At 44.8% G+C, this 25,628-nt stretch carries 22 protein-coding genes, 1 tRNA gene and 1 other RNA gene; 11 read left to right on the forward strand and 13 right to left on the reverse strand.

Features of this window, described 5'->3' with window-relative positions; genetic code table 11:
- Positions 1-19: 19 nt before the first annotated feature.
- From HRU78_06180 to lon, 5 genes are all read left to right on the forward strand, one after another.
- Positions 20-104, forward strand: a tRNA-Leu gene (locus tag HRU78_06180).
- A 98-nt stretch (positions 105-202) separates the two neighbouring features.
- Complete coding sequence (locus HRU78_06185; GenBank protein QOJ23289.1) at positions 203-1,507, forward strand: trigger factor; 1,305 nt, start codon at positions 203-205, stop codon at positions 1,505-1,507.
- Position 1,508: 1 nt separating this feature from the next.
- On the forward strand, positions 1,509-2,150 hold the full coding sequence (gene clpP, locus HRU78_06190) for an ATP-dependent Clp endopeptidase proteolytic subunit ClpP (GenBank protein ID QOJ23290.1): 642 nt from the start codon (positions 1,509-1,511) through the stop codon (positions 2,148-2,150).
- Positions 2,151-2,216: 66 nt separating this feature from the next.
- Positions 2,217-3,494, forward strand: a complete 1,278-nt coding sequence (gene clpX / locus HRU78_06195) for an ATP-dependent Clp protease ATP-binding subunit ClpX (protein QOJ23291.1) — start codon at positions 2,217-2,219, stop codon at positions 3,492-3,494.
- 178 nt (positions 3,495-3,672) lie between these two features.
- A complete protein-coding gene (lon, locus tag HRU78_06200; protein QOJ23292.1) occupies positions 3,673-6,084 on the forward strand; it encodes an endopeptidase La in 2,412 nt (803 codons plus the stop codon).
- 264 nt (positions 6,085-6,348) lie between these two features.
- Here the strand turns inward: lon and HRU78_06205 are convergent, their stop codons facing one another.
- On the reverse strand, positions 6,349-6,732 hold the full coding sequence (locus HRU78_06205) for a transposase (protein ID QOJ23293.1): 384 nt from the start codon (positions 6,730-6,732) through the stop codon (positions 6,349-6,351).
- Positions 6,733-6,791: 59 nt separating this feature from the next.
- Here HRU78_06205 and HRU78_06210 point away from each other — a divergent pair, with 59 nt between their 5' ends.
- The gene (locus HRU78_06210) at positions 6,792-6,953 is read left to right on the forward strand and encodes a hypothetical protein (GenBank protein ID QOJ23294.1); all 162 of its coding nucleotides are present in this window, start codon (positions 6,792-6,794) and stop codon (positions 6,951-6,953) included.
- A 43-nt stretch (positions 6,954-6,996) separates the two neighbouring features.
- Here the strand turns inward: HRU78_06210 and HRU78_06215 are convergent, their stop codons facing one another.
- The 7 genes from HRU78_06215 to smc all read right to left on the reverse strand — a co-directional run bounded on the left by HRU78_06215 (position 6,997) and on the right by smc (position 13,834).
- Positions 6,997-7,536 carry an HAD-IA family hydrolase gene (locus HRU78_06215; protein QOJ23295.1) on the reverse strand — a complete coding sequence of 180 codons (540 nt, stop codon included), beginning with the start codon at positions 7,534-7,536 and terminating at the stop codon, positions 6,997-6,999.
- A 177-nt stretch (positions 7,537-7,713) separates the two neighbouring features.
- A non-coding RNA gene (ssrS, locus tag HRU78_06220) (6S RNA) lies at positions 7,714-7,891 on the reverse strand.
- Between the two features lie 19 nt (positions 7,892-7,910).
- A complete protein-coding gene (locus HRU78_06225; protein ID QOJ23296.1) occupies positions 7,911-8,210 on the reverse strand; it encodes a cell division protein ZapA in 300 nt (99 codons plus the stop codon).
- Entirely contained in the window at positions 8,203-8,400 is a 198-nt protein-coding gene (locus tag HRU78_06230; GenBank protein ID QOJ23297.1) for a hypothetical protein, read from the reverse strand. Before HRU78_06230 ends, HRU78_06225 begins: the two co-directional genes overlap by 8 nt.
- Before the next feature lie 132 nt (positions 8,401-8,532).
- Positions 8,533-8,778, reverse strand: coding sequence for a CDGSH iron-sulfur domain-containing protein (locus HRU78_06235; protein QOJ23298.1), 246 nt, complete (start codon positions 8,776-8,778; stop codon positions 8,533-8,535).
- 236 nt (positions 8,779-9,014) lie between these two features.
- On the reverse strand, positions 9,015-10,199 hold the full coding sequence (locus HRU78_06240) for a cell division protein ZipA C-terminal FtsZ-binding domain-containing protein (protein QOJ23299.1): 1,185 nt from the start codon (positions 10,197-10,199) through the stop codon (positions 9,015-9,017).
- Between the two features lie 83 nt (positions 10,200-10,282).
- Complete coding sequence (gene smc, locus HRU78_06245; GenBank protein QOJ23300.1) at positions 10,283-13,834, reverse strand: chromosome segregation protein SMC; 3,552 nt, start codon at positions 13,832-13,834, stop codon at positions 10,283-10,285.
- Positions 13,835-13,927: 93 nt separating this feature from the next.
- On the opposite strand from smc, the gene queF reads away from it, so the two are divergent.
- Positions 13,928-14,347, forward strand: coding sequence for an NADPH-dependent 7-cyano-7-deazaguanine reductase QueF (queF, locus tag HRU78_06250; protein ID QOJ23301.1), 420 nt, complete (start codon positions 13,928-13,930; stop codon positions 14,345-14,347).
- Positions 14,348-14,502: 155 nt separating this feature from the next.
- Positions 14,503-15,792 (forward strand): transglycosylase SLT domain-containing protein, encoded by a 1,290-nt coding sequence (locus HRU78_06255; protein ID QOJ23302.1) that lies wholly within the window; start codon positions 14,503-14,505, stop codon positions 15,790-15,792.
- Positions 15,793-15,819: 27 nt separating this feature from the next.
- Here the strand turns inward: HRU78_06255 and HRU78_06260 are convergent, their stop codons facing one another.
- Positions 15,820-17,295 (reverse strand): leucyl aminopeptidase family protein, encoded by a 1,476-nt coding sequence (locus HRU78_06260; GenBank protein QOJ23303.1) that lies wholly within the window; start codon positions 17,293-17,295, stop codon positions 15,820-15,822.
- 172 nt (positions 17,296-17,467) lie between these two features.
- On the opposite strand from HRU78_06260, the gene HRU78_06265 reads away from it, so the two are divergent.
- Both HRU78_06265 and HRU78_06270 read left to right on the forward strand, forming a co-directional pair.
- Positions 17,468-18,262, forward strand: a complete 795-nt coding sequence (locus HRU78_06265; GenBank protein QOJ23304.1) for a thymidylate synthase — start codon at positions 17,468-17,470, stop codon at positions 18,260-18,262.
- Entirely contained in the window at positions 18,259-18,777 is a 519-nt protein-coding gene (locus tag HRU78_06270) for a dihydrofolate reductase (GenBank protein QOJ23305.1), read from the forward strand. The genes HRU78_06265 and HRU78_06270 overlap by 4 nt, the downstream gene beginning before the upstream one ends.
- Positions 18,778-18,891: 114 nt before the next feature.
- Here HRU78_06270 and HRU78_06275 read toward each other — a convergent pair whose 3' ends face one another.
- The 4 genes from HRU78_06275 to apbC form a co-directional block, all read right to left on the reverse strand.
- Positions 18,892-20,067 (reverse strand): type III PLP-dependent enzyme, encoded by a 1,176-nt coding sequence (locus tag HRU78_06275; GenBank protein ID QOJ23306.1) that lies wholly within the window; start codon positions 20,065-20,067, stop codon positions 18,892-18,894.
- 351 nt (positions 20,068-20,418) lie between these two features.
- Complete coding sequence (locus tag HRU78_06280) at positions 20,419-21,675, reverse strand: TIGR03790 family protein (GenBank protein ID QOJ23307.1); 1,257 nt, start codon at positions 21,673-21,675, stop codon at positions 20,419-20,421.
- A 35-nt stretch (positions 21,676-21,710) separates the two neighbouring features.
- Entirely contained in the window at positions 21,711-22,277 is a 567-nt protein-coding gene (locus HRU78_06285; GenBank protein ID QOJ23308.1) for a dCTP deaminase, read from the reverse strand.
- 13 nt (positions 22,278-22,290) lie between these two features.
- A complete protein-coding gene (gene apbC, locus HRU78_06290; protein QOJ23309.1) occupies positions 22,291-23,379 on the reverse strand; it encodes an iron-sulfur cluster carrier protein ApbC in 1,089 nt (362 codons plus the stop codon).
- Positions 23,380-23,504: 125 nt separating this feature from the next.
- Between apbC and metG the strand changes: the two genes are divergently transcribed.
- On the forward strand, positions 23,505-25,619 hold the full coding sequence (metG, locus tag HRU78_06295) for a methionine--tRNA ligase (GenBank protein QOJ23310.1): 2,115 nt from the start codon (positions 23,505-23,507) through the stop codon (positions 25,617-25,619).
- Positions 25,620-25,628: the final 9 nt, after the last annotated feature.

The raw sequence follows: 25,628 nt of genomic DNA on the forward strand, positions 1-25,628 counted from the left end.
TGCTCGGATGAGCTGAATTGCGAAAGTGGCGGAATTGGTAGACGCACCAGATTTAGGTTCTGACGCCGAAAGGTGTGGGGGTTCGAGTCCCCCCTTTCGCACCAAACTGTATTTATCGAAAGTCTTTTGTCCGGTAATGTATAAAAATGATCGGATAATATCGTAATATATTGAAAAATAATTTAATCAATCAGGAACTTGAATGGGATCAAATGTAGAGAACCTCGGTGCACTGGAACGTCGTTTTGATATGACAATCTCTTTGGAGAAATTGCAGGATGAGATTAATAAACGTTTAAATCGACTGGCGAAGACGGTCAAACTGCATGGTTTCCGCCCTGGAAAAGTTCCATTAAAAATAATAACCCAAATGTATGGTGTGCAGATTCAACAAGATGTATTGAACGATGCAGTGCATAAGGAGTTCAAAGACACTGTACAGCAACAGAATTTGCAAGTGGCTGGTTATCCGCGATTTGAAGCAAAAGTATCCGATAATAACGGTTCTCTTTATACCGTAAGCGCAACATTTGAAGTTTATCCTGAAATCGTGCTAAGTGATTTGAGCAATCAGAGTATCGAGCAGCCAAATGCGCAGATTAGTGAAACGGATATTGATAAGACACTGGATATGATATGCAAACAGCGTACGGCATATAAACCGGTTGATCGAGCAGCTCAAAAAGGCGATCACGTTAAAATAGATTATCGCGGTACAGTCGATGGTAATGATTTTTCGGGTGGAAAAGCTAAAGACGTGCACTTGATATTGGGTGATGGAAAATTTCTCAAAGATTTTGAGGCTTCACTGATCGGTATGCAAATTGGTAGCGACAAGTCATTTGATGTTGTTTTTCCAGAAGATTATCATGGTAAAGATATTGCCGGAAAGACCGTTACATTTGAAGTTAAACTGAATGAGCTGAAAGAGCCGGTATCGCCGAATATAGACGCTGAGTTTGCTAAATCGCTAGGCATTCCGGATGGAGATCTTAAAAAATTACGCGAAGGAATACAAAAAGATCTTGAACGTGAAGTTTCTAAGCGAGTCAGAGCAAAACTTAAAGAACAAATCATGCAATTGCTGTTGAATGCAGCACAAATTGAAGTGCCTACTATATTGGTTAGCCAAGAAAAAGAAAGGCTGCTGCAAAACGCAAAAAGCGATCTTGAAGCACGCGGAATGAAAACTAATGAGGTATCCCTGACATCAGATCTCTTTAAAGAAAAAGCTGAATATCGCGTTAAATTAGGTTTGATATTGGCTGAATTGGTGAAAGTGCATGCCCTCAAAGCTACACCAGAGCAGGTTCGCAGTGTTATAGAAGATGCGGCGCAGAGCTATGAGAATCCAGAACAAGTTGTTAAATGGCACTACGCTTCTCCAGAGCGTCTGCAGGAAGCGGAGTCGTTGGCACTGGAAGAAAATGTAGTTAATTGGGCGCTCGGAAAAATAAAATTGATTGATAAAACTGTGACTTTCGACGAGCTGATGGGGATATCCTGAAATGATTCAACTGCCTGAGAATATGCGTGATCTGGAACCTAGAAACCTGGGATTAATTCCTATGGTAATCGAAACGAGCGGGCGCGGTGAACGTGCCTATGATATTTATTCACGCTTATTAAAAGAAAGGGTCGTGTTCCTGATTGGCCCCGTTACTGAAGCCAGTGCAAATCTGGTAGTTGCGCAATTTTTATTTCTTGAGTCTGAAAATTCAGAAAAAGATATTCATTTTTATATTAATTCACCGGGGGGAATAGTATCCGCCGGTTTGGCTATTTATGACACAATGCAGTACATAAAGCCGGATGTAAGTACGCTGTGTATTGGCCAAGCAGCAAGTATGGGAGCGCTACTTTTAACCGCGGGCGCGAAAGGCAAACGTTATTGTTTACCGAATTCACGCGTCATGATCCATCAACCGCTCGGAGGTTTTCAGGGTCAGGCTTCGGATATCGAGATACATGCACGTGAAATATTGTATCTTAAAGCGCGATTAAATGAGATTATGGCGAAACACACCGGACATCCGGTGTCAGAAGTAGAAAAAGATACCGATCGTGATAATTTTATGAGTGCAACAGAATCTGTAAATTATGGTTTAGTTGATGCAGTATTGGCACAAAGGGAAGAAAGCGCAAATTAAGGGAAATGCGTGTGCGAAATTTATTTAAACACGAGTAACCAAACTCGATTACGGTGAGATAAAGATATGCCAGACAAAGCTAGTAGCGAGAAACTTCTGTATTGTTCTTTTTGCGGCAAGAGTCAGCATGAAGTGAGGAAACTGATTGCGGGCCCTTCGGTTTTTATTTGCGATGAATGTATCGATTTGTGTAATGACATCATACGCGAAGAAATGCAAGGCGACGAGGCTACCAAGTTGGTTAAATCGAATTTACCTGTGCCTCGCGAAATCTGCCAGATACTTGATCAATATGTAATTGGGCAAGAATCTGCAAAAAAAATTCTTTCTGTAGCCGTTTATAATCACTACAAGCGACTGAGAAATGTGGCGAAATCAGACGAAACGGATGATATTGAATTATCAAAGAGCAATATTCTGCTTGTGGGGCCGACAGGCTCAGGTAAAACATTATTGGCGCAAACCTTGGCGCGGTTACTCGATGTTCCTTTTATTATGGCGGATGCGACGGCTTTAACCGAAGCAGGCTATGTTGGTGAGGATGTTGAAAACATCATTCAGAAACTACTGCAAAAATGTAATTATGATGCTGAAAAAGCACAGCGTGGTATCGTATACATTGATGAAATCGATAAAATTTCACGTAAATCCGATAACCCATCTATTACACGCGATGTTTCAGGCGAAGGGGTGCAACAAGCATTATTGAAATTAATTGAAGGCACTATTGCTATGGTTCCGCCTCAAGGTGGACGAAAACATCCTAATCAAGAATTCATTCAAGTCGATACAACCAACATATTGTTTATTTGCGGTGGCGCGTTTGATGGTCTCGATAAAGTGATTAGGGCGCGTACTGAGAAAGGCGGTATCGGTTTTGGTGTTGATGTAAAAAGTCATACCCGGAAGGATGTGAATAAAGTGCTGCAGCAAGTAGAACCGGAAGACTTAGTGAAATTTGGTTTGATCCCAGAGTTTGTTGGACGATTGCCGGTAGTAGCCACATTGGAAGAACTGAATGAAGCGGCATTAATTCAGATTTTAACGGAGCCCAAGAACGCACTTGTTAAACAATATTGGAAAATGTTCAATATGGAGGGAGGGGTTGATCTGGAGTTTCGTGAGGCGGCATTGAAAGCAATAGCAAAGAGGGCTTTGACTCGTAAAACAGGTGCACGTGGATTACGTTCGATTCTGGAAGAGATATTGCTGGATATCATGTACGATCTTCCTTCATTAGAGAATGTTACAAAAGTAGTTATTGACTTTAATGCAGCGAATGATGATATCAAGCCAATTTTGATTTATTCAGATCAACCTAAAGTTGCCAAGCGCTCAAAGTAATTGAAAAAATTTAGTCGGTCTTATTGTCAATAAAGAAAGTATGCGCATTTAATATCTTTATTTGAATGATTCACAGACGGCGAGACATGGTAGTGTATGGTTTATTCTCATCGTCATCTTGAATTTTTGATTTGTGCATATATTTCATCGAACAATTGTAAATTTTTAATGAGTTAATATGACTTCTTTGGTTGAAGATTCTGAACAGTTGGTGTTGCCGCTTTTACCTTTGCGGGATGTTGTTGTTTTTCCGCATATGGTTATTCCGTTATTCGTCGGCAGGCAGAAATCCATTAAAGCACTTGAACTGGCAATGGAGTCGAATAAAAATATTCTACTGGTTGCACAGAAAGTGGCGTCAAAGGATGATCCTGCACCTGAGGATCTTTATGACGTATGCAGTATTGCCAGCTTACTGCAAATGCTGAAATTACCCGATGGAACTGTCAAAGTTCTAGTGGAAGGTAATCACCGCGCACGAATCCAGGAGTTAATTGACTCTGATACTCATTATTCCGGAAGGGCGATACAAGTTCGATCCGATGCTACGGAAAATCCTGAAGTAGAAGCGATGCGTCGCGCTATTCTGAATCAGTTTGATCAATACGTAAAACTTAATAAAAAAATTCCCCCGGAAATCATTACTTCGCTTGGCGGCATAGATGATGCCGGTCGATTGGCTGATACCATTGCGGCTTATTTGCCACTGAAATTAGAGCAAAAACAAGAAGTATTGGAAATATTTGATGTTTCTAAACGACTGGAACACTTGCTTGGGTTATTGGAAACCGAATTAGATATCTTACAAGTAGAAAAACGTATTCGCGGTAGAGTGAAGCGCCAGATGGAAAAGAGTCAGCGTGATTACTACCTCAATGAGCAAGTGAAAGCTATCCAGAAAGAATTAGGCGAAGGTGAGGATGGCGCGGATATCGATGAAATTGAGAAAAAAATCAAATCTGCTCAAATGCCGAAAGAAGTGCTTGTCAAGGCCGAATCGGAGCTAAAGAAACTGCGCTTGATGTCGCCAATGTCTGCCGAAGCTACAGTAGTGCGCAATTATATTGATGCGCTCGTGACCTTACCTTGGAAAAAGAAAAGCAAAATTAATCACGATTTAAAAGCAGCGGAAGCAAGGCTTGAGAAAGATCATTATGGTCTGGAAAAAGTAAAGGAACGAATTGTTGAATATCTTGCAGTTCAGCAACGTGTAAACAAATTGAAAGCGCCGATTCTTTGTTTAGTCGGACCGCCCGGTGTTGGTAAAACTTCTTTAGGACAATCGATAGCTCATGCAACCAACCGGAAATTTGTACGCATGTCACTTGGTGGTGTGCGTGATGAAGCTGAGATTCGCGGTCATCGCCGAACCTATATAGGATCCATGCCTGGGAAAATTTTACACAATATGAGCAAAGTGGGTGTCAAAAATCCATTATTCTTGCTTGATGAAGTCGATAAGATGGGTATGGATTTTCGCGGAGATCCCTCTTCAGCGCTGCTGGAGGTTCTTGATCCAGAACAAAACAGTACCTTTGTCGATCATTATATTGAGGTTGAATACGATCTGTCGGACGTGATGTTTGTTGCCACGGCTAATACGCTCAATATTCCGCCGGCGCTGCTTGATCGCATGGAAGTCATTCAGCTTTCAGGGTATACGGAAGACGAGAAATTGAATATAGCCACACGGTATTTGCTCACCAAGCAAATGCAAAATCATGGCCTTAAAGAAAGCGAATTAACTGTTTCAGAATCCGCGTTACGTGATATCGCACGCTATTACACAAGAGAAGCCGGTGTGCGTGCAATGGAACGGGAAATTTCAAAAATTTGCCGCAAAGCAGTAAAAGCGATGCTGCTTAAAAAAGGCAAAGACAAAATCACTGTTACTTCTCGCAATCTTGATAAATTCTTGGGCGTTAAACGCTTTACTTATGGCGTTGCGGAAGAGAAAAATCAAATTGGGCAAGTTACCGGCTTAGCATGGACGGAAGTTGGCGGCGAGTTATTGACTATTGAAGCTGTGGTTCTTCCCGGGAAAGGAAAAACTATCACGACCGGGCAACTCGGTGAAGTGATGCAAGAGTCTATCCAAGCAGCTCTCTCCGTGGTTCGAAGTCGCTCTCATCTCTTGGGGATATCTGAAGATTTTTACCAGAAGAACGATATTCATGTTCATCTTCCGGAAGGTGCGACACCTAAGGATGGACCGAGTGCAGGGATTGGTATCTGTGTTGCGATGGTATCGGTTCTCACGAATATTGCTGTAAAAGCGGATGTCGCCATGACGGGAGAAATTACACTGAGAGGAGAGGTGCTTCCGATTGGCGGTCTAAAAGAGAAGCTATTAGCAGCGCATCGTGGCGGTATTAGAGCGGTCATTATTCCAGAAAAGAATGTGAAGGATTTGGTTGAGATACCGGCTAATGTAAAAAATCAATTGACAATTTATCCCGTCAAATGGATAGATCAAGTGCTTGATCTCGCATTGGAACATAAACCAGAGTTATTTTCTGCACCAATTGCACAGCCAGTTTTACAATCGACTACTGAAGAAAATTCAATAGAATCTGTTATTAAGCATTAAAACCTATCACTATGAAATTCGTTCCATGAATCGCCCTTGGATTTTCCAGAAACTTATTTTCTTGAGTCAAACTGCATCAACCAATCCCTCCAATTGGCGGTAATTAATTTAGGGAGATCTTTGCAAGTCACGTAACTTATTTCAATGTAATTGTGGGTTCGCATGTAAGCGATAGGAAATTTTTAGCCCTTTTCTACGAACGAGCTGGGAATAATCACTCTAAACGGGTCATTCCAGGATCGGCAAAGAGTTTGGGTAGCCTTTTCAGGTTATACACCATAGCCAAGCATGCGCCAAGGCCAGGCCGCGGTAACGCAGCGTTTTGGCATTGAACCACCGCATCTGGCTGCCGAAGGTACGTTTAGGTTTGCGTGGACTTTGGGTGATACTCGCATCGACATAACAGCCTTTTCTGACCGTGATGTCGTGCACTTGTATCTGCCGATTGATTTGGTTTAATAGTCTATCCCACGCACCCGCCGCCGTTAACCGCGTTCTAAAACGCGATAGTACGGAGTGGTCCGGTACATCGTCTTCCATCGACAATCCCAAAAATCGCATCACATGCAGATTTGAGTTCGTCATGCCTTCCACTGACTCATCGCTTAATCCGCCGTTCCAAATCCCTGTCTGCAGCATCTTTTGCACAGCAGCAATCCCGAATAGTTCTGGGGGGCCGTGCAAAAAGGTCTCTCGGGTTGTTTGTGATGAGTATTCAAAATTTAGCGGCAATGCCTTGGATTGAATATCATTACCTACCTGCGATGCAGAATTTACCGCTTTTGGTGCGGTTAAAAGCAATCGCCATCGCCATCGCCATCGTAAATGCGTTACTTGCCAGAGGTATGGGCGAGTCATCCGCAGTGTAATAGCGCGAGCTAAGAAATAGGTTTAGATGCATTTATATTTTTGCTAATCAGTGGTATGAATTGTTGCAAGCCAATTCTCGAAAGCTTGATGATGATTCAAATCGTACTGCCAGCAAAGAAATCCTGATTTCTGACCGGAAATAATATTTTGCGGTTGATCATCGATATAAATCGTTGCCAATGGATCAAGCCGATATTTGTTAATCGCGTATTGATAGATGGCAGGATCCGGTTTCAGGATACCAACTTCAAATGACAATATTTTGCGTTCAAAATAAGAAAACTCAGGATATTTTGTAAATATCCACGGACAATGAATCGCATTAATATTCGAGATCAGAATTAAAGCGTGATTATTGTCGGCGAATTCACGCACACACTGCCACATTGGTTCATTGACAGTAAAAATTTGCTGCCAAGTTTGATAGAACTGTTCCCGTGTAGCCTCGCTTTCCAAGATTCTCAATGCCCAATCGGCAAAGCTGGCTGGATTGGTTTGTCCGTATTCCAACGCATCTTTACATTGCAGCACTTGTTTAATTCGCTCATCCGGCTTGTCGATTCCTTTGGGAATTAATCGCATCAGCGATGATTCGAAATCAAAATCCAATAAAACGCGACCGATATCAAATAAAAATGTTTTTGTGGACAATGGTGAAATTCGGTTTCTTTGCTGTATGAAAGGATTATGCAAGTAGAGACAGGATATGCAAAAACGAAAAGGGACAAGAAATGTAGAATAACAATTCCTGTCCCGTAAGAGCTCCCCACATATGCCGTCAGACCATCATCTTGAACCATAAGGTCCAAGGCGGCTGTTTCATGGATACATCAGGCACATCCTAAAAAGGCGCGCACAACAGTATCACTTAAATCTACAGCCATTTTTTAACAATTGGTTCAAAGAATATAAGTCTTAACAAACATCGCAGGGATTAACTTTATTCAAGCATTACTCTAATTTTCTTTCCGAGCAATTGCTCCATCAATCTTTTTTCTCAGTGCAGCAATTCTACGCCGAAATTCATTGATGTCAAAACCAGTTCCATCTCGCAACATCAGCAATTCATGCGTAATCCGTAATGCTGCGATTAGTGCAATGCGATCAGAATCGACAATCTTTCCTTCCGCTTTGATTTCCTGAATTTTTTTATCAAGGTAAGTAGCGGCGAGCAGAATTTCCTCGCGCTCGTCATCGGGACAAGCAATACAAAAATCTCGTCCCATGATGCTGATGTTGAGTGGATCGTTAGTCATGATCGGGAATATCTAGCAGGAGTGATTCAAGCCGATCCGCAGCCACATGTATTTTTTCATTTAACTGCTCACAATGAGCGTGCGAATCTGCAAGTTCCTTACGCAACTTTTTATTTTCGGTATTTGTATCCTGATATAAGCGTAAAAGCAGATAAACTTTCTCTTCTAAGGATTTCAGTTCTGTTTCCATGGGAGCACTGACTTATGAAGTCTATCAAAAGGTTAATAGGTAGCCAAATATTAAATTCTTTTATTTTTGTGCCCCAGTATCTTTTACTGAAATAATTATTGTTATTTTATGAAATTGAATGCAGCTGGGTACTTACAGTTTGAGATGAGTGCCATCGCAAAAAGGTGCATTTCCAGTTTTCTTGCAGGTACATAACCAAGCCGTTTTATTCTCACTAACACTAAATTTTTTAGGTGTAAATTCTGTATTCTTATGTGAGCCATCACAAAACGGTTGTGACTTGCTACGACCACAGGTACACCAATAATAATCTTTTTCCGATTCGAGCTTAACCTCAATAGGTGAAAAAGACAGTTTTGTATCCGAGGGATTATTCATTATTATTTCTTTATAAAATAATTAGTTAACGATTTCTTGATAACTTTTCCTGGGAGTAAGGTAAATTTTATTTCCTGACTGAAATATTGCTCACTACTATAGCTATCATCTTACAATTATTGCTTAACAATATCCGCTAACTATTTATTGTAAATGCTATTTATTGGAACGGTTGGTAGCTTTGATAGCGATTACGGATACTCCAGTATTTAACTTTAATTTTTATTAAAATTTATTTACACAAACAAACGTAAAGCGCTCGGGCCACCGGCACTGATGTGGTTTTTTTTCATTGCAGCTTGTATTTCGACAAGCTGTTGCTTGCTTCTTTGAATTCCGCTATCACTGAGCGGCACACGATTATCGTCGACCATAATCCCGCCAAGCGTATTAGAAAAAATCTTTACCAGGTGCGTCATTTGATCGAACACTCTTTCGCCATGTGCAACTCTTGGTACATCCAGTAAGAAAGTTACGCCATGTGTTGTCAACGACTTCATGTTATCGGGTAAGAATGGAGACGATTCATAATTGCTCAGTGTGAACAATATATTATTACTATCATCGCGATATTTGAACAAACCTTCCGGCTCAAGTTTAAATCCGGAAGCTTCCGCCAATGCGCGAATTTTGGTGCCGACAAAAGCGCCATTATCTTTGCTGATGATGTTGATACCAATCATGACATCCACTTCGGCGCAGAATTTATCGAGCATGACCGCTTTTTCATGCGTACTGACGATATCGGGACATTCCGCTGTCGCATGGATTTGTGAAGCAAAATCTTGCACCAGATCGCGGAATTTGGATAAATTGACTTCGCTGATAGGGCCGGCTCTATCGGCAAGCTGCAAACAACCTTTTAAGTGACTGTAGCCATCGCTATCCACGTTGGATTCGTTGGTAATTTCCTCCCACGGTTCATTTTTGTTTTGTTGACCAAGCCAATAAACGGGTTTTCCGAAATCGAATTTTCTTTGCAATAACTTGGCAATATGGGTATTGGGAATAACCGATTCGGACCGGACGTTGACAATGTAATTGGCAGTGTTGTCGTAATCCAATAATGGAGAAGCTGCCGATGAAGTTGCAACAGTACTCACCGGAATATTGACCGCAGTCTGCGCAGGAGGTGTGATCGGCGTTCTTTTCGGCTCGTCGATCGGTGCCTCAACTGGGGCAAAAGCGTCAAACGATGGATCGACCGGTGCTTTATTGAATTTTGGCTCAATGCGCTGAAAAGATTCTTCGGGAATTTGATCATCCAGCAGAATGTCATCGTGCTTATGATCAAATGCGGCTTGTACTTTTCGCCGGTAACGCAGTTGTTGCATCCAGTTGAAGACAACAACACCGGCAATAACGATGATGCCGATGATGATCAAGCTTATCTGCAAGTCACTCATACTCAATATCTCCATATTATCTCCTCGCTGTTTCGCGAAATTGCCATTGCCTACACCGCAGAAAACCAATTATGTCAGTTTTGTTTGGCTAATCACAGTTATCCAATCGCCGGCTGTTTTTCACGTTTCCCCATTTTAATCGCAGCCGCAAGATCGACCGCCACTATTCTTGAAACCCCTTGTTCCTGCATTGTAACCCCAATTAATCGCTGCGCCATTTCCATGGTAATTTTATTATGGCTGATGAATAGAAATTGGGTTTGTTTCGCCATATTTTTTACCAATTCGCAGAAACGGTTGGTATTGCTGTCATCGAGTGGCGCATCAACTTCATCAAGCAAACAAAAAGGCGCCGGATTCAGCCGGAATAACGAAAAAATCAATGCCAAAGCCGTTAACGCTTTCTCACCGCCGGATAGCAATTGAATGGAACTATTTTTTTTTCCGGGCGGTTGCGCGGTCAGTAATAAGCCGGCATCCGAGATCTTGTCATCACAAAATTCGAGCTTGGCATTTCCCCCAGCGAATATGACTGGAAAAATCTCGTTTAAATAGATATTTACTTGCGTGAATGTTTCTTGCAAACGCATTTCGGTTTCCCGGTCTATTTGCTGAATGGCGTTTTCCAGTGTCGCGATTGCGGCATTTAAATCCTGTAACTGCACCAGTAAGCCGGATTCTCTGCTGCGGGCAATTTCAAGTTCTTGCAATGCGGCAAGATTGACAGATCCTAATGCTGCGATTTCCGCATTCAGTTTTTGAATTTCTGCTTGCCATGCACTAACACTCTTTTTTGCCGGGTGAAGCAATGCCGATTCCGTATCGGCATTTGCTTCTCTGATCAATTCATCAAATTGAGCAATGGTCAAGCTGGCTGCTTGCTCTTTGAGCCGGGCTTGATTGATTCCCTCGCGTAAGGAGTGCGATTTTTGTTCGGATGCCAGCCGCACGCTTTCAATTTCGCGCAAATTACGAGCGGTGTCTGCTACTGTCTGGCGTGCTTGTCGTGCGGTTTGTTCGATCGATTTGCGCTGTAACCGGGCGGTTTCTAACTGTTCATTCAGCGCTGCTGGATTTAAGTCGTGTATTTCACTGAGCAAATTGGCGTGGTTCTGCATCAAACTTTTCAGATCTTCATCTATTGATTGAATATTCAGTTCTATTTCACTGATTTTGTTATGACAAGTTTGAACATGGAAAGCAGTTTCCTGCACTGCTTTTGATGCTTGCTGAATATTTTGCCGCTGCTTTGCCAGTGATTGATTGGCGGTTTCCCAAGCAAGCTGTGCTTGTTGCACTTGTTCTCTAAATGCAGCAATTTTCTGCTGATTTTCCGTCAAGCTTGCATTTGCAGATGCTTGCAGAGATTTCTCATGATCCAACGCTTGCCGGATTTCCGTCAACTCGGCATCGATCTGATCGCTGCGGTGAGTTGCGCGCTCGTTGGCCTGCGACAGCTTCACAGTTTCGAGTTGTAGTGTATGCCATTGCTGCTGCAGTCGCTTGCTGTTGTCGTCACTGATCCGGACGGCATCGCGTAATTCGGCGCACTGCTGTTCGGTTTTTGCCAGTAAATCACGTTGCACGCAGAGGGAAGATTCAAGTTGATCAGCTTCTTTTTGCAGTTGAATGAGCTCTTGCTGCCTGGACAGAACGCCGTGCAATTGCGAATCGGGCGCGTAAAAAATGACGCTCGCCCACGTAATGATATGCCCTTCGCGGGTGACGAGCGTATCGGCGGAGCTTAACAGCGCTTTTTTATCGAGACCTTCAGCGATATCTTTTACTATGTATACATTGCTTAGCCAATGGTTGAGTACAGTCTGAATCCCGGGTTGATCGACTGTGACATGAGTCAGTAATTTTTCACACGCAAGGCGGTCCTTGAAGGGGATGGGTTGATCGCCAACAACAGTGAGGGGAACGGGTTCTTCAAAAATCGCCCATTTTCCGGCCGGTGCCTCGCCGATCCAATTGCGGATAGTATCCAATTGCGCTAATTCAATGCTGTTGAGTCGTTCGCGCAGAATAGCCTCCAGAGCGTTTTCCCATTCGGGGTGGATTTGAATTTTTTGCCATAAGCGCGGCAGAGTATCGAGTTGTTGTTTGCGCAACCAGGCAGTTAAATTTTGATTGGTTTCCAATTTTTGCTGCAAGCTTTGCAATGCAGTATGACGGGCCGTAGCTTGGGACAACGTATGCTGGAATTTTTGCAGTTCACCGGTAATTTGTTGCTTGGCGTTAGTTGCCACTAAAGATTGGCTTTCGAGTGCCTGCTGCTTTTGCCGCTCTGCTATTAAAGTATTTTCAATGTGATTCATCTCACGCTGCAATTCCGCCATTTTGGCCGGATCTATGGCGATAAATTCATTTCGCTCTTGCTGCAGACGTGCGGCGCGTGCTTCAAGCTGCTGAATATTTTTTGCGGCGTGCTGGAGATGATTCTCTTCAAGCCGGCTGGCTTGTTCGATGAGCAGCAGATCATGCCGGGATTGGTTTAATTCTTCCTGGCATGCAACAAAATTGGCTTCAATAGCCGGGAGCTTATTATTTTCTTCCTGGCTTTTCTGAATGCTTTCTTGTTGCGCGGATTCGGCTTGTGTCTTTTCCTGGCGCCAATGCGCCAGGTTTTCCAATTTGATATCTTTTGACTGCGTGCTTTTTTGTTGCTGATCCTCGATTTGCCGGATTTGCTGCAGCAAGCGTTCCTGCGTATTTTTCAGGTGATTAATTTCTTGCTCCAGGCGTCCTATTTCAGCATCGGCGCCATAGAGCCGGCCTTGCACCTGAAGTAATGCGTCATTCACGGCATGTTCTTCTGCACGAGCTTCTTCATAGTTTTTTTCCGCATGGCGCTGAGTGGACAGTGTGGTTTCCAGTTCGATTTCAAGTGTCCGGATCTCCTGGTGCGCATGATCGCGTTGCTTTCCGGCTTCAGTTCTGCGTAACAGCCATAACTGCAATTGCGCGTGATGCAATTTTTCTTGTAAATCGTTAAACAGCTGAGCGGTTTTTGCTTGTACTTCCAAATGCCGCAATTGCGCTTCCAATTCCTGGCGGATATCTTCCAGCCGCGTGAGATTTTTCCGTGATTCCGCAAGCCGTGTGGAAGTTTCCTGTCTTCTTTCGCGATATTGGGAAATTCCCGCCGCTTCTTCCAAGAAATTTCTCAGTTCATGCGGTTTGGCCTCAATGATCCGGGAAATCATGCCTTGCTCGATAATGGCGTAACCGCGCCCGCCGACTCCCGTACCCAGGAAAAGATCGGCGATATCGCGCCGCCGCACTTGCAGATTGTTAATGTAATAACTCGAGATGCCATCACGCTGCAAAACACGTTTAATGGCGATCTCGGCATAACTGGACCATTGTCCGGTTATTTTTTTTAAATGATTGTCAAAAACGATTTCTACGCTGGCACGCCCGACGGCTTTACGGTTATCCGATCCGGAAAAAATGACGTCCTGCATCGAATCACCCCGGAGTGCGGATGCCTTCGATTCACCCAGAACCCAGCGTACCGCGTCGATAATATTCGATTTGCCGCAACCATTGGGACCGACGATACCGACCAGGTCTTGGGAGATGGGAACTAAAGTGGGATCGACAAATGATTTGAAGCCTGCAAGCTTGATATGAGCTAAGCGCAATTTTTTGTTTATTGGATAAGGCAGTTATAATAATACGAGCGTATAACGCTTTTTATCATTGTAACCGAATTACTTTCACCATGAGCAGGAAGAATGGCCAGCACACCAGAAAAAACACTTGAAACTTTTCCGAACCCGTTTATCGGGCGGGATTATCATATCCACATGGAAATTCCTGAATTTACTTGTTTATGTCCGAAAACAGGACAACCGGACTTTGCCACTTTGATTCTGGATTATGTACCGGATAAAAAATGTATTGAACTAAAAAGCTTGAAACTTTATATCTGGTCGTACCGCGACGAAGGGGTATTTCATGAAGCGGTAACCAACAAAATTCTCGATGATCTCATAGCCGCTTTGAAACCTCGATATATTCGGATAATTGCTCGTTTTTACGTGCGTGGCGGCATTTTCACCAATGTGATTGTCGATCACCGAAAAAAAGGATGGCAGCCCAAACCTATGGTTTTGCTTCAGGAATTCAATACACAATCGAATATTCGAGGATAATATCTCATATTTTTCTCTAAGATATATAGACAACGCAATGATAATAAATATATTTTTATAATTAGGAATATTTTTTCATGTAAAAAATAGTTTGCAAATGTTGAAAATTTATATATCCTGTAAGTCGATATGGATATAAAAAATAATATATGTAAATGATTATAAAAAGAAATGGCCTCTTTATTTTACTAATATCACTATTTTTTGGGACTTGTTCATTAATATCGCTAAATGCATTTGCAGACAAATTAGTTCAAGACAGAATACAGTACCATGCAAATTTATGGAGCCGTTTACAAAACGGCTTTGCCTTAGCGTTACCGCCCGATAGTAAGATAATTCGCAAAATAGGTATATCCTATACACAGAATCCTCAGCTGTTTGAACGCATTATTGCAAACAGCGAACGGTATTTGTTTTATATCGTTGAGGAAGTCGAGCGCCGCGGCATGCCAATGGAAATTGCTCTGATCCCCGTCATTGAAAGTGCATACAATCCATCGATTAAATCGAATAGTCAAACAGCGGGATTGTGGCAATTTCAACCGGAAACAGCCAAAGTTTTGGGATTAACGCAAAATGTATGGCATGATGACCGGCGCGATATTGTCGCATCAACTCAGGCTGCACTGGATTACCTGCAGTATCTGCATCAGAAGTTTGATAATTGGAAGCTGGCAATTGCAGCTTATAATTTAGGTGAAGGCGCTGTCAGCAAAGTGCTTTCCAGGAATATTCATAAAGGCAGATCCGGTAATTTTTACGATTTAAACCTTCCAAGCGATGTCAAGCACTATGTCTACAAGTTATTGGCAATTAAAGACATCATCATTAATACTAAGAAATATGGCATTCAGATTCGACCGATAGCGAATCGACCGTATTTTGATACTATCAAAATACATGAACACATCGACATTCCTCTCGTTACCCGCCTTGCCAATATCTCCGAAACCGAATTCAACGCATTAAACCCCGCTTACAATCGTTATGTAATAAAAGTACTCGATGAACCTCGTACCTTGTTATTACCGAAGAAAAATAAAGATATTTTCCTGAAGAATTTAGAAACGTACCAAGATCCCAGAATTTCATGGCAAATTTATCATGTGAAAAAAGGGGAAAATATCAACGAAATTGCAGTACGCCATCGTACTACTGTAAAGCAATTACAAACGATCAACGGTATCGCTCGCAATAAAAATCTAACCCTCGGGCAAAAGATATTGGTTCCACATATGGTGTCGGAGTATCAGGAGGATAGTGTTGCGTTAAAGAAAAGACAGCTGCAGAACTACCAATCGAATGTTCATATAGTAAGAAAAGGGGATACCCTATATGAAATCGCCAAGCGGTACGGTACGACGATCAACCAACTTAAGCTTTGGAATAATAATGATGAGAATCTATCCATTGGTCAGAAACTGGTTATTGTGAAAAGCTAATGGCGCAGTCTCAGTAAACCCCAGTTTCTACTGAGCGTGAGGGGGGCAAATATTTTTTAAAAACTCAATCGCCCAACCGATTCCGAATCCAGTGATTTCGCTATCGACGGCACCTAAACCGCCCTTATGGCTGCTGGCGGACAAATCCATATGCAGCCATGGCGTATCGTCAACAAAGTGCTGCAGGAAACGGGCAGCGAGTATATGATCGAACTCCCCATCTAATTCGCATTGTTTGATATCGGCAACCGAGCTTTCCAGACTTTCTTCGTAATCCGAATCTATCGGAAAAACACAAACACGCTCACCGCTTTCCTTTCCTGCAGAAACCGCTTGTTGCGACAGTTCGTCACGGTTACTGAATATGCCGCTATAGCGCGATCCTAGTGCGATTTTCATACTGCCGGTCAAGGTGGCGAAATCGATAATCAAATCGGGTTTCGATTTATTCGCCAAGACCAGCGTATCGGCTAGAACCATTCGCCCTTCCGCATCGGTGTGAACGATCTCAATGGATAATCCGCTGAGTGCCGTAATAATATCGTTTTGCTTATAGGCACGCGGACTGATATGATTCTGCGCAATTGCAAGCCAACAGTCTATCTTGATTGGAATTTCAGCGCGCGTTGCCGCCAGCAGTATGCCCAATGCCACCGCAGAACCGTTCATATCTTCATGCATTCCCTGCATATGCCGGGCGGGTTTTAAATTATGACCGCCGGTATCAAAACAGATGCCTTTGCCAACAATTGCGATGGTTTTGTTGTGTGAATTTTGTTTACAGCGATACTGTAAATGAACGATAGCGGCATCTTCAGTATCGCTACCTTGCGCCACAGCGACAAAAGCACCCGCGCCCATTTCCTTCAGCTTTTGTAAATCATATTCCTGATATTTCCATCCTTCATTCTCAGCTAATCTTTTGATTTGCTGGCGATAGGTTTGCGGTGTCAGCTCGTTGGCCGGCAATGCGGTCAAGCCGCGTGCGAGTAAATTACCTTCCGCTTGGGCGCGCTGTAAAGTAAAGTTGCCGGCATCTTTGTAACCATACAAAAAAATTTTTACTAGTGGTTTTCTGCTCGGTTTATTTTTGCGGACCGGCAGCACAGCACCATTGACCCAGCTCACATAAACAGCCAGTGCGGAAAAGTTTTTTCTTTGCGGTGTTGTGCCATACACTGCGATATGCAACTCGGCAGGGTTCTCTTCCAGCAACAGTTTGACAGCCTTGCGCAGCGTGGTTTGCTGCTCGAATACCGGTTGATTTGTATCGATCATGACCCAGGCGCACAATTCTCCATTCGAGAGATTAGCACTGACCGGCGTCGTAGTGAGATCAGTCAATTGCATCTCGCGCCGCGAAAGCAACTTACTCAATGATTCTTCGCCAGGAATATCATACTTCTTGGGGAGTTTTTCTAACTTCGGGAGGACTACGAGAGTGTGTGATGCTTTAACGGATTGATCGAGAGCGGATATGTTTTGGAAAAGGGATGCCAGCATTGAAAGCTTTCCTGTCGAATAGTATTTTTTGAATGACAATAGCGTGCGTCATTGCATAAAGAATGATTGTTGTAATATTGTTATTATATACGTCTTATCAGCTTTATGGCTGGCATAGCCCTGCAATAAACGGATTTATTCTGAACTGAATGAGGAGGAGTTCCAAACTAGGATGCGCCAATATCTCGAATTAATGCAACATGTCATCGATCGCGGTCATCGTAAATCGGATCGCACAGGGACTGGCACGCTTTCGGTTTTTGGTTATCAAATGCGCTTCAATCTGGCGGATGGTTTTCCTTTGGTGACAACAAAAAAATGCCATTTGAAGTCGATCATTCATGAATTGCTGTGGTTTTTGCGCGGTGAAACCAATATCAGTTATTTGCATCACCATGGCATCACGATATGGGACGAATGGGCGGACGCAAAAGGCGATCTTGGTCCGATATACGGCCATCAGTGGCGTTCCTGGGCAACTGCGGATGGTCAGCATATTGATCAGCTGCGGCAAGTAATCGAGCAGATAAAAAACACACCCGATTCGCGGCGCATGATTGTTTCCTCATGGAACGTAGGAGATTTGCATAAAATGCGGCTGCCGCCATGTCACGCTTTTTTTCAATTTTACGTGGCGGATAACCGGTTGTCGTGCCAGCTCTATCAGCGCAGCGCGGATATTTTCCTTGGCGTACCTTTCAATATCGCATCGTATGCTTTGCTGACGATGATGATTGCACAAGCGTGCAATCTGCAGACAGGGGATTTTGTGCATACCTTGGGCGACGCGCATCTTTATTTGAATCATCTGGAACAAGCCCGGGAACAATTATCGCGCACTCCAAGATCGCTACCTATAATGAAATTAAATCCCGGTATCCGGGAGATATTGGATTTTAAATATGAAGATTTTGTTTTGGAAAATTATGATCCTTATCCTGCTATTAAGGCGCCGGTAGCCGTATGACATCATTCCATCTATCCATTCTCGTGGCCATGGCGAAAAATCGGGTGATTGGCCGCAATAACCGGTTGCCGTGGCATTTACCAGCTGATTTGAAGCATTTCAAATTCCTGACGATGGGGCAAACTATCGTCATGGGGCGGAAAACTTACGAATCGATCGGTAAACCCTTGCCCGGAAGAGCTAATGTTATTATTACCCGCCAAACGGATTACGAAGTGCCTGGAGCAATTGTCGTCAATTCTCTGGAGGATGCATTGCTGATATGCGAGGAGACCAGCACCGGTCATAGTGAAAATTTCATCATCGGAGGTGAAAAACTATACCGGCAAGCGCTTAAGATGTGTCAGCGCATGTACATCACGGAGATTCAGAAGGATTTTGACGGTGATGTTTTTTTTCCGGAATTTGATTGCAACGAATGGGAAGAAACGCAGCGCGACAAGCACATTGCGGAAAACGAGAGTAACTTAGAATATCATTTTGTCATTCTTGATCGCAAAGTCAGCACGATTTGAATGGAATTTTGATGAGTTTTTCATGTGGCTTACGATAAAAATGGTGAAGCGTGCTGCTGCTCTTCACCATTTTTATTTATGTTGATCGATCAATATACACTCAATGACAAAGTTTTAAATTACTTTTACATCCGGTAACGGAAAACCATTGAAATTGCTGGCGTATGCAGTCGTGTAGGCGCCGGCATTCGGTATATAGATAAAGTCACCTTCTTGCATATCGTTGGGCAACATCAAGTCATGTGTCAGGATATCGACTGAATCACAGGTTGGACCGGCAATCGACCAAGGTATGTTGCTTCCTTTCCGGTCAGTGAGAATTTCATATCGTAAACCTTCGGTCATTTCGATGACACCGCCAAACATACCGGCATCCCAGTACATCCATCGTTTACCATTGCGTGTCGCAGTACCCACCACGCGGCAAACGAAATAAGCTGAATCCGATACCAAGTAACGGCCGGGTTCCGCCATGATGCGGATATTATCCGGCAAATCGGCGATGGCTTCATTGATTACTTCGGCAATGATTTCAATCGAAGGGATCGGTTTGACATGGCGAACCGGATAACCGCCACCCACATTCAATAAACGGGGGTTCAAACCGGCCAGCTGCATTTCAGCGAAGACTTTTTTTGCACGTTCAATACCGACACGCCAATTCTGGGGATTGCGGCATTGCGAACCGACGTGAAAGGTAACGCCGGCCAAATCCGCTTTGAGTTTTGCAGCTTCTTGAATAATTTCGTTGATGTCGGCAAGGTGGGTGCCGAATTTGCCTGCTAACGGCCAGTCGCTGCCGATATTGGGGGTATCGATGCGCAGGTACATTTTTGCATCCGGTTTCACACTGAAGATTTTGCGCATTTCTTCGATGCTGTCGAGTACATACCATTCCACGCCTTTGGCGGTGGCATATTCCAGATACGCTCGGGATTTCATTGGGTTGCTGTAGAAAATTTCAGCAGCGGGTACGCCTAGCTCAAGTAATAGATCAAGTTCGGCAATCGAAGCAATTTCAAAACCAGCGCCTTCCTCGATCAGAGTTTTCAGCACGCGTGCATCGGGATTGGCTTTAACTGCGTAATGCGGATGAACTCGCGGCATTGCAGCTTTAAAACGGCGCATTTTATTTCGGATAATATTGCTATCAACCAGCAAAAAAGGTCGTCGATAGCCTTCTTTCAAGGCATTCTGAACGTGTTCAAAATTCAGGCTGATTTCAGGATGGGTATCAAACAGAACTTCAGATTGATCGTGCTTCTGAAGGGTAGATGAGAGTTTGGACATGCGTTTGCTCCTTTAAGAACCGCTACGTTTCAGGAATATGGATGTTGACTAAATCGGCTGGAGCAAAAAAGTTCTTGGTGCTTCTCATGATGACCTCCTTATCGGTAAATTTGCTGGTTTTAAATTTGCACGCATTATAGTCTGCATTCCGGGTAAATCAAGTATTTTTTCTGGTTGATGATTTATATTAATAAACAATGATTTGTGTATATACAATTTCTGATGCATTTGACGGGTATTTTGATAAAAAGTTTAGGGAGTTTTCGCAGTTTGTTTTATGGTCATGAGTAATCTCAATGTGTGTAGGCGGTGATTCTTATCAAAGCTCAGTTTTGCATCACGATACATTGACTAGTTCCACTGCAACTTCAAATAACCATCTGTTTTCTCGTTAAACTTAAAGAAGAATCGATTTATTCCGCGACGAATTGATTGCGGCCGTGAGACCGGTTGGAACGGTCCGGCGGCGGAGAGTGATTTCTCAATTTTCAATCGTCCGGTACGGGGTGAAAAAATCTTCAATTCGAACCGATCCGGGCTTATTTCCCGCAATAACGGCGCAAATGGTTTCGCTAGCGGTTCGCCGATAAATAACCCTTGCCCTGGCCAAACGACGCTTTTCCAGTAGGCTTCAATCGCACTGGCTCCCACTGCGTAGTGAAACATGGCCACTGCTGGAGCAGGGAATTTTTGCGGGAAACTGCAAGGTTCGACTACAGTACCATAACTCGCTGTGGCGCCTGCTTCGAGCCAGCGTAAACTGCTCATTTGAATAGAATCGGTGAGCATGCCGCCTGCTGATGTCAAGTGGTCTGCCAGTGCACCTGGGACAAACTTGAGCGTTTCCAGCTTGGATACACTCACTAATCCGGTAAAATAAAAAAGCACATCCTGGCGCTCCGAAATGAAATCAGCTTCCAGCACTTGTACAGGAAAAACACTGGTGAATTCTTTCGCGGTTTCTGCAAAAGTGGTTGCCCGCGTATTACGGGCTTTGTCCGAGGTACTCAAGAGGTAAGCTTGACCTTTCGGAAAAGTATGATCCGATGCAATACCGCGGTCGATTAAATCTTTAACTTGTGCAAAAGTTGTGCCGGCCAGCATCATGGCTGGACGTAACTTATAATCATCAAACGGGTAGGGACCTAAAGCATTGAAATAGGAGCTTGGTGCCGTCGGTTCACATTTATCGGAGCAGTATTTTTTATCGAAACCAAACGCCAAAGCGGAAGTCAGTGACATGCAATCCACCCGGTACGGAGCTGACCAGGCAACAGCAAATGCTTGCACATGCGCTGGCGTGAGTTGATCGATTTTAGTTTTAAGTTCCATGAATTCTGTGGCAGTCATGGAATTGCGTTCGGGCGGGAAATTTAAATGGATGACATTGGCTTTCGGTATTTGCCGCGCACGCTGGTAATAATCTCCTATTTGCCGGGACAGAGGATCATCGTCATTGACGATGACGGCGATATCTTCGGGCATTAAGCCGGTTCGCGGCAGAGAAATGTGCGGATGAGCTTCTGCGGAAAACGCTACGGAAAACGTAAGCAGCGCCAGAAAAACAGGAAACCATTTCACTGGCTTTAAGCATATTGGAATCGGCATCAACTGGTCTCCACATCGTTGTTTGTCTTTCGACCTCAAATTTTTGGCAATGTTACGCCATGTTGTCCCTGATATTTCCCGCCCCGGTCTTTATACGATGTTTCGCAGACTTCATCCGATTCGAAGAAGATCACTTGCGCGACACCTTCGTTGGCATAAATTTTGGCGGGCAGGGGGGTCGTATTGGAAAATTCCAAGGTGACGAAACCTTCCCATTCCGGTTCGAACGGTGTGACGTTGACGATGATGCCGCAGCGCGCGTACGTCGATTTACCCAGGCAAATCGTCAGTATATTGCGCGGAATGCGGAAATATTCCACCGTGCGTGCCAGTGCGAATGAGTTGGGCGGGATGATGCAGACATCGCTTTTAACGTCGATGAACGAATTGGAGTCGAAATTTTTCGGATCGACGATGGTGGAATTGATATTGGTAAATAACTTGAACTCGTCCGAGCAGCGGATATCGTAGCCATAACTTGAAGTACCGTACGATACGATACGCTGATCGTCCTTGCGGCGGATCTGGTCAGGCTCGAACGGCTCGATCATGCCATGCTCCCGCGCCATGCGACGTATCCATTTATCTGATTTAATCGTCATCCTTCAGGTTTTCCTAGTCATTTTCCATTACGATTTTGGCGAACAGATCGGAGTGATCTTCGGCGGATTCCGCAATCTTAACGGCAACCCGGCGCGCGATCAGTTTATAAATTTCCGCGATTTTTCCGTCCGGTTCAGCAACCACGCTGGGTTTTCCGGCGTCCGTATGCTCACGGATTTTAATATCGAGCGGCAGCGCGCCCAACAATTCGACGTTATAGTCCCGGCACATTTTTTCACCGCCGCCGGTACCGAAGATCGGCTCGGTATGCCCGCAGTTCGAGCAGGTGTGCGTGCTCATATTTTCCACGATACCTAAAATCGGAATACCGACTTTCTCGAACATCTTCAGACCTTTGCGCGCATCAAGCAGGGCGATATCTTGCGGTGTGGTGACGATCACGGCGCCGGTGACCGGAATCTTTTGCGCCAGCGTCAATTGAATATCGCCAGTGCCGGGCGGCAAATCCACCACCAGATAATCCAGATCCTTCCAGTTGGTATCGTTGAGTAATTGCTGCAAGGCTTGTGTCACCATCGGTCCGCGCCACACCATCGGCGTTTCGACGTCGACCAGCATCCCGATCGATATCGCCTGAATGCCGTGTGCAAGCATCGGTTCCATGGATTTACCATCGAGCGATTCGGGGTGGCCGGTAATCCCCAGCATTTGCGGCTGGGAAGGGCCGTAAATATCGGCATCCAGAATACCGACGACAGCGCCTTCCGCCGCCAAAGCCAGTGCCAGATTGACCGCGGTCGCCGATTTGCCGACCCCGCCTTTGCCGGATGCCACGGCGATGATGTTTTTGACGCCGGGTATCAGTTTGACGCCACGCTGCACGCCATGCGAGATGATTTTACTGCTGACCGTGACCTGAATGGCACCGATACCCGGAATCGAGCGCAATGCTTCGGTAATTTGCTGTTGTACCTGATTCTTCACGCTATTCGCCGGATAGCCCAGTTCCATAGCGATGGCTACGTTGTTTCCGGTAATTTGAATGGTGCCGACCGATTTGCCGGTGACATAATCTTTGTGGGTGGTCGGATCGATGGTTTGTTTCAGTACGGACTGAATCTGTTGTTCGGATATGGTCACTACAAGGCTCCTTTAATACTACCGCCGGGCGGTTCACGAATTAATTCGGAAATGGTAACAAATATCGGGAATGCACACACAGTTTGTTACAATTAGGGTTTATTTAATCCGATGCATTAGAGCCCATGAGTAAGCGAAAAATTCTGGTGACTTCCGCGCTGCCCTACGCCAACGGCAGTATCCATTTGGGGCATTTGGTGGAATATATTCAGACGGATATCTGGGTGCGTTTCCAGAAAATGCGTGAGCATACGGTGCATTATGTCTGCGCCGACGATACTCACGGTACGCCGATCATGCTGCGCGCGGAAAAAGAAGGCATCACGCCGGAAGCTCTGATTGCGCGCGTGCATGCGGAACACTTCGGCGATTTTACCGGCTTTCATATCCAGTTTGACAATTATTACAGTACGCACTCGCTGGAAACACGGTATTTCTCCGAGGATATCTACGGCAAACTCAAAAGCGCCGGCTTGATCGCGATACGCGGCATCGAACAACTCTACGATCCGATCAAGAATATGTTCCTGCCGGATCGCTTCGTCAAAGGCGAATGCCCGAAGTGCGGCGCCAAGGACCAATATGGCGACTCCTGCGAAGTCTGTGGCGCGGCGTACGCGCCGACGGAATTAAAAAATCCGTATTCGGCGGTATCCGGCGCGAAACCGATCAGCAAATCATCAGAGCATTATTTCTTCAGCTTGTCCGATGCGCGCTGCGCCGATTTTTTGCGGAAGTGGGCGTGTGAGGGCGATCACTTACAACCGGAAGCCGCTAACAAAATGCGCGAATGGGTTGGTGAAGCAGGGGAAAACAAATTGTCCGACTGGGATATTTCGCGCGATGCACCGTATTTCGGCTTCGAGATTCCCGGTGCACCAGGAAAATATTTCTACGTCTGGCTCGATGCACCGATCGGTTACATGGGTAGCTTCAAGAATCTGTGCGAGCGCGAAAACATCCCGTTCGACGATTACTGGCAACCGCAATCAGATGCGGAACTGTATCACTTCATCGGCAAGGATATTTTGTATTTCCACGCATTGTTCTGGCCGGCAATGCTGAAAAATGCCGGTTACCGCACGCCGACCAAAATTTTTGCGCATGGCTTCCTGACCGTGAACGGTGAAAAAATGAGCAAATCGCGCGGCACATTTATCACCGCCGAAAGCTACCTGAAACAAGGCTTGAACCCGGAATGGCTGCGCTATTACTACGCCGCCAAGCTCAACAGCACGTTGGAAGATATCGATTTGAACCTGGACGACTTTGTCGCGCGTGTTAATTCCGATCTGGTCGGCAAATTCATCAATATTGCCAGCCGCTGTGCCGGATTTATCACTAAACGTTTCGATGGCAAACTGGTTTCCGGCGAACAATATCAAGCATTGCACAAGATGGTCGACGAGCATTTTCTGAGCTGGCGCCCCGATGCAATCGAGCAAGCATTCGAAGAACGCGAATTTTCCGCTGCGATCCGCCAAATCATGAAATTCGCCGATGAAGCGAACGAAATGATCCACCACTTGGCACCATGGGAAATCGCCAAAAATCCGGAACGGACTGACGACTTGCACCGTGCGTGCAGCCTGGGCATTCAATTGTTTTATTTGCTCGCACGCTACTTGAAACCGATTCTGCCTCATACCGTGCAGCAAATTGAAGTTTTTCTCAATTGCGAACCGTTGACTTGGCCGCAATTATGCACCGATCAAACGGTATCGAGCCTGCTATTGCCTGCCGGGCATGTGATCAACGCGTATCAACATTTGATGACGCGCATCGACAGCAAACAAATCGACGCGCTGATCGCCGCCAATACGCAAAGCCTGGCCGCACCGCCGCCCGCATCACCGGCGCGCCATGGAGAAAAACAACAGCACGCAGCAGTATCGATTGCACCGATTGCCGAAACCATTTCCATCGACGACTTCGGTAAAATCGACTTACGCATTGCCAAAATCATCAATGCCGAACATGTGACCGGAGCGGAAAAGCTGCTAAAACTGACGCTCGATATCGGTAGCGAACAGCGCACTGTCTTTGCCGGCATCAAATCCGCGTACGATCCGGAGCAACTGAAAGGGCGCCTGACCGTGATGGTCGCCAATCTAGCACCGCGGCAAATGAAATTCGGTTTATCGGAAGGTATGGTGCTGGCTGCCGGTGGCGGCAATCCAGGTGAATTGTTCATCCTATCGCCGGATTCCGGCGCGCAACCGGGCATGCGGGTTAAGTAATTTGCGTGC

It is taken from the genome of Gammaproteobacteria bacterium (assembly GCA_015709635.1).
Lineage (GTDB): Bacteria > Pseudomonadota > Gammaproteobacteria > Burkholderiales > Nitrosomonadaceae > Nitrosomonas.

Bases quoted from the DNA above. Each gene is read 5' to 3' on its own strand.
- HRU78_06230 (QOJ23297.1), bottom strand. From the start codon at position 8,400: ATGGAAACAGAACTGAAATCCTTAGAAGAGAAAGTTTATCTGCTTTTA.
- HRU78_06215 (QOJ23295.1), bottom strand. From the start codon at position 7,536: ATGCGATTAATTCCCAAAGGAATCGACAAGCCGGATGAGCGAATTAAA.
- HRU78_06210 (QOJ23294.1), top strand. From the start codon at position 6,792: ATGAGTATTCAAAATTTAGCGGCAATGCCTTGGATTGAATATCATTAC.
- HRU78_06225 (QOJ23296.1), bottom strand. From the start codon at position 8,210: ATGACTAACGATCCACTCAACATCAGCATCATGGGACGAGATTTTTGT.
- HRU78_06270 (QOJ23305.1), top strand. From the start codon at position 18,259: ATGACATCATTCCATCTATCCATTCTCGTGGCCATGGCGAAAAATCGG.
- metG (QOJ23310.1), top strand. From the start codon at position 23,505: ATGAGTAAGCGAAAAATTCTGGTGACTTCCGCGCTGCCCTACGCCAAC.
- HRU78_06275 (QOJ23306.1), bottom strand. From the start codon at position 20,067: ATGTCCAAACTCTCATCTACCCTTCAGAAGCACGATCAATCTGAAGTT.
- HRU78_06235 (QOJ23298.1), bottom strand. From the start codon at position 8,778: ATGAATAATCCCTCGGATACAAAACTGTCTTTTTCACCTATTGAGGTT.
- HRU78_06280 (QOJ23307.1), bottom strand. From the start codon at position 21,675: ATGCCGATTCCAATATGCTTAAAGCCAGTGAAATGGTTTCCTGTTTTT.
- HRU78_06285 (QOJ23308.1), bottom strand. From the start codon at position 22,277: ATGACGATTAAATCAGATAAATGGATACGTCGCATGGCGCGGGAGCAT.
- clpX (QOJ23291.1), top strand. From the start codon at position 2,217: ATGCCAGACAAAGCTAGTAGCGAGAAACTTCTGTATTGTTCTTTTTGC.
- queF (QOJ23301.1), top strand. From the start codon at position 13,928: ATGGCCAGCACACCAGAAAAAACACTTGAAACTTTTCCGAACCCGTTT.
- HRU78_06260 (QOJ23303.1), bottom strand. From the start codon at position 17,295: ATGCTGGCATCCCTTTTCCAAAACATATCCGCTCTCGATCAATCCGTT.
- lon (QOJ23292.1), top strand. From the start codon at position 3,673: ATGACTTCTTTGGTTGAAGATTCTGAACAGTTGGTGTTGCCGCTTTTA.
- HRU78_06185 (QOJ23289.1), top strand. From the start codon at position 203: ATGGGATCAAATGTAGAGAACCTCGGTGCACTGGAACGTCGTTTTGAT.
- HRU78_06240 (QOJ23299.1), bottom strand. From the start codon at position 10,199: ATGGAGATATTGAGTATGAGTGACTTGCAGATAAGCTTGATCATCATC.
- HRU78_06255 (QOJ23302.1), top strand. From the start codon at position 14,503: ATGATTATAAAAAGAAATGGCCTCTTTATTTTACTAATATCACTATTT.
- clpP (QOJ23290.1), top strand. From the start codon at position 1,509: ATGATTCAACTGCCTGAGAATATGCGTGATCTGGAACCTAGAAACCTG.
- HRU78_06265 (QOJ23304.1), top strand. From the start codon at position 17,468: ATGCGCCAATATCTCGAATTAATGCAACATGTCATCGATCGCGGTCAT.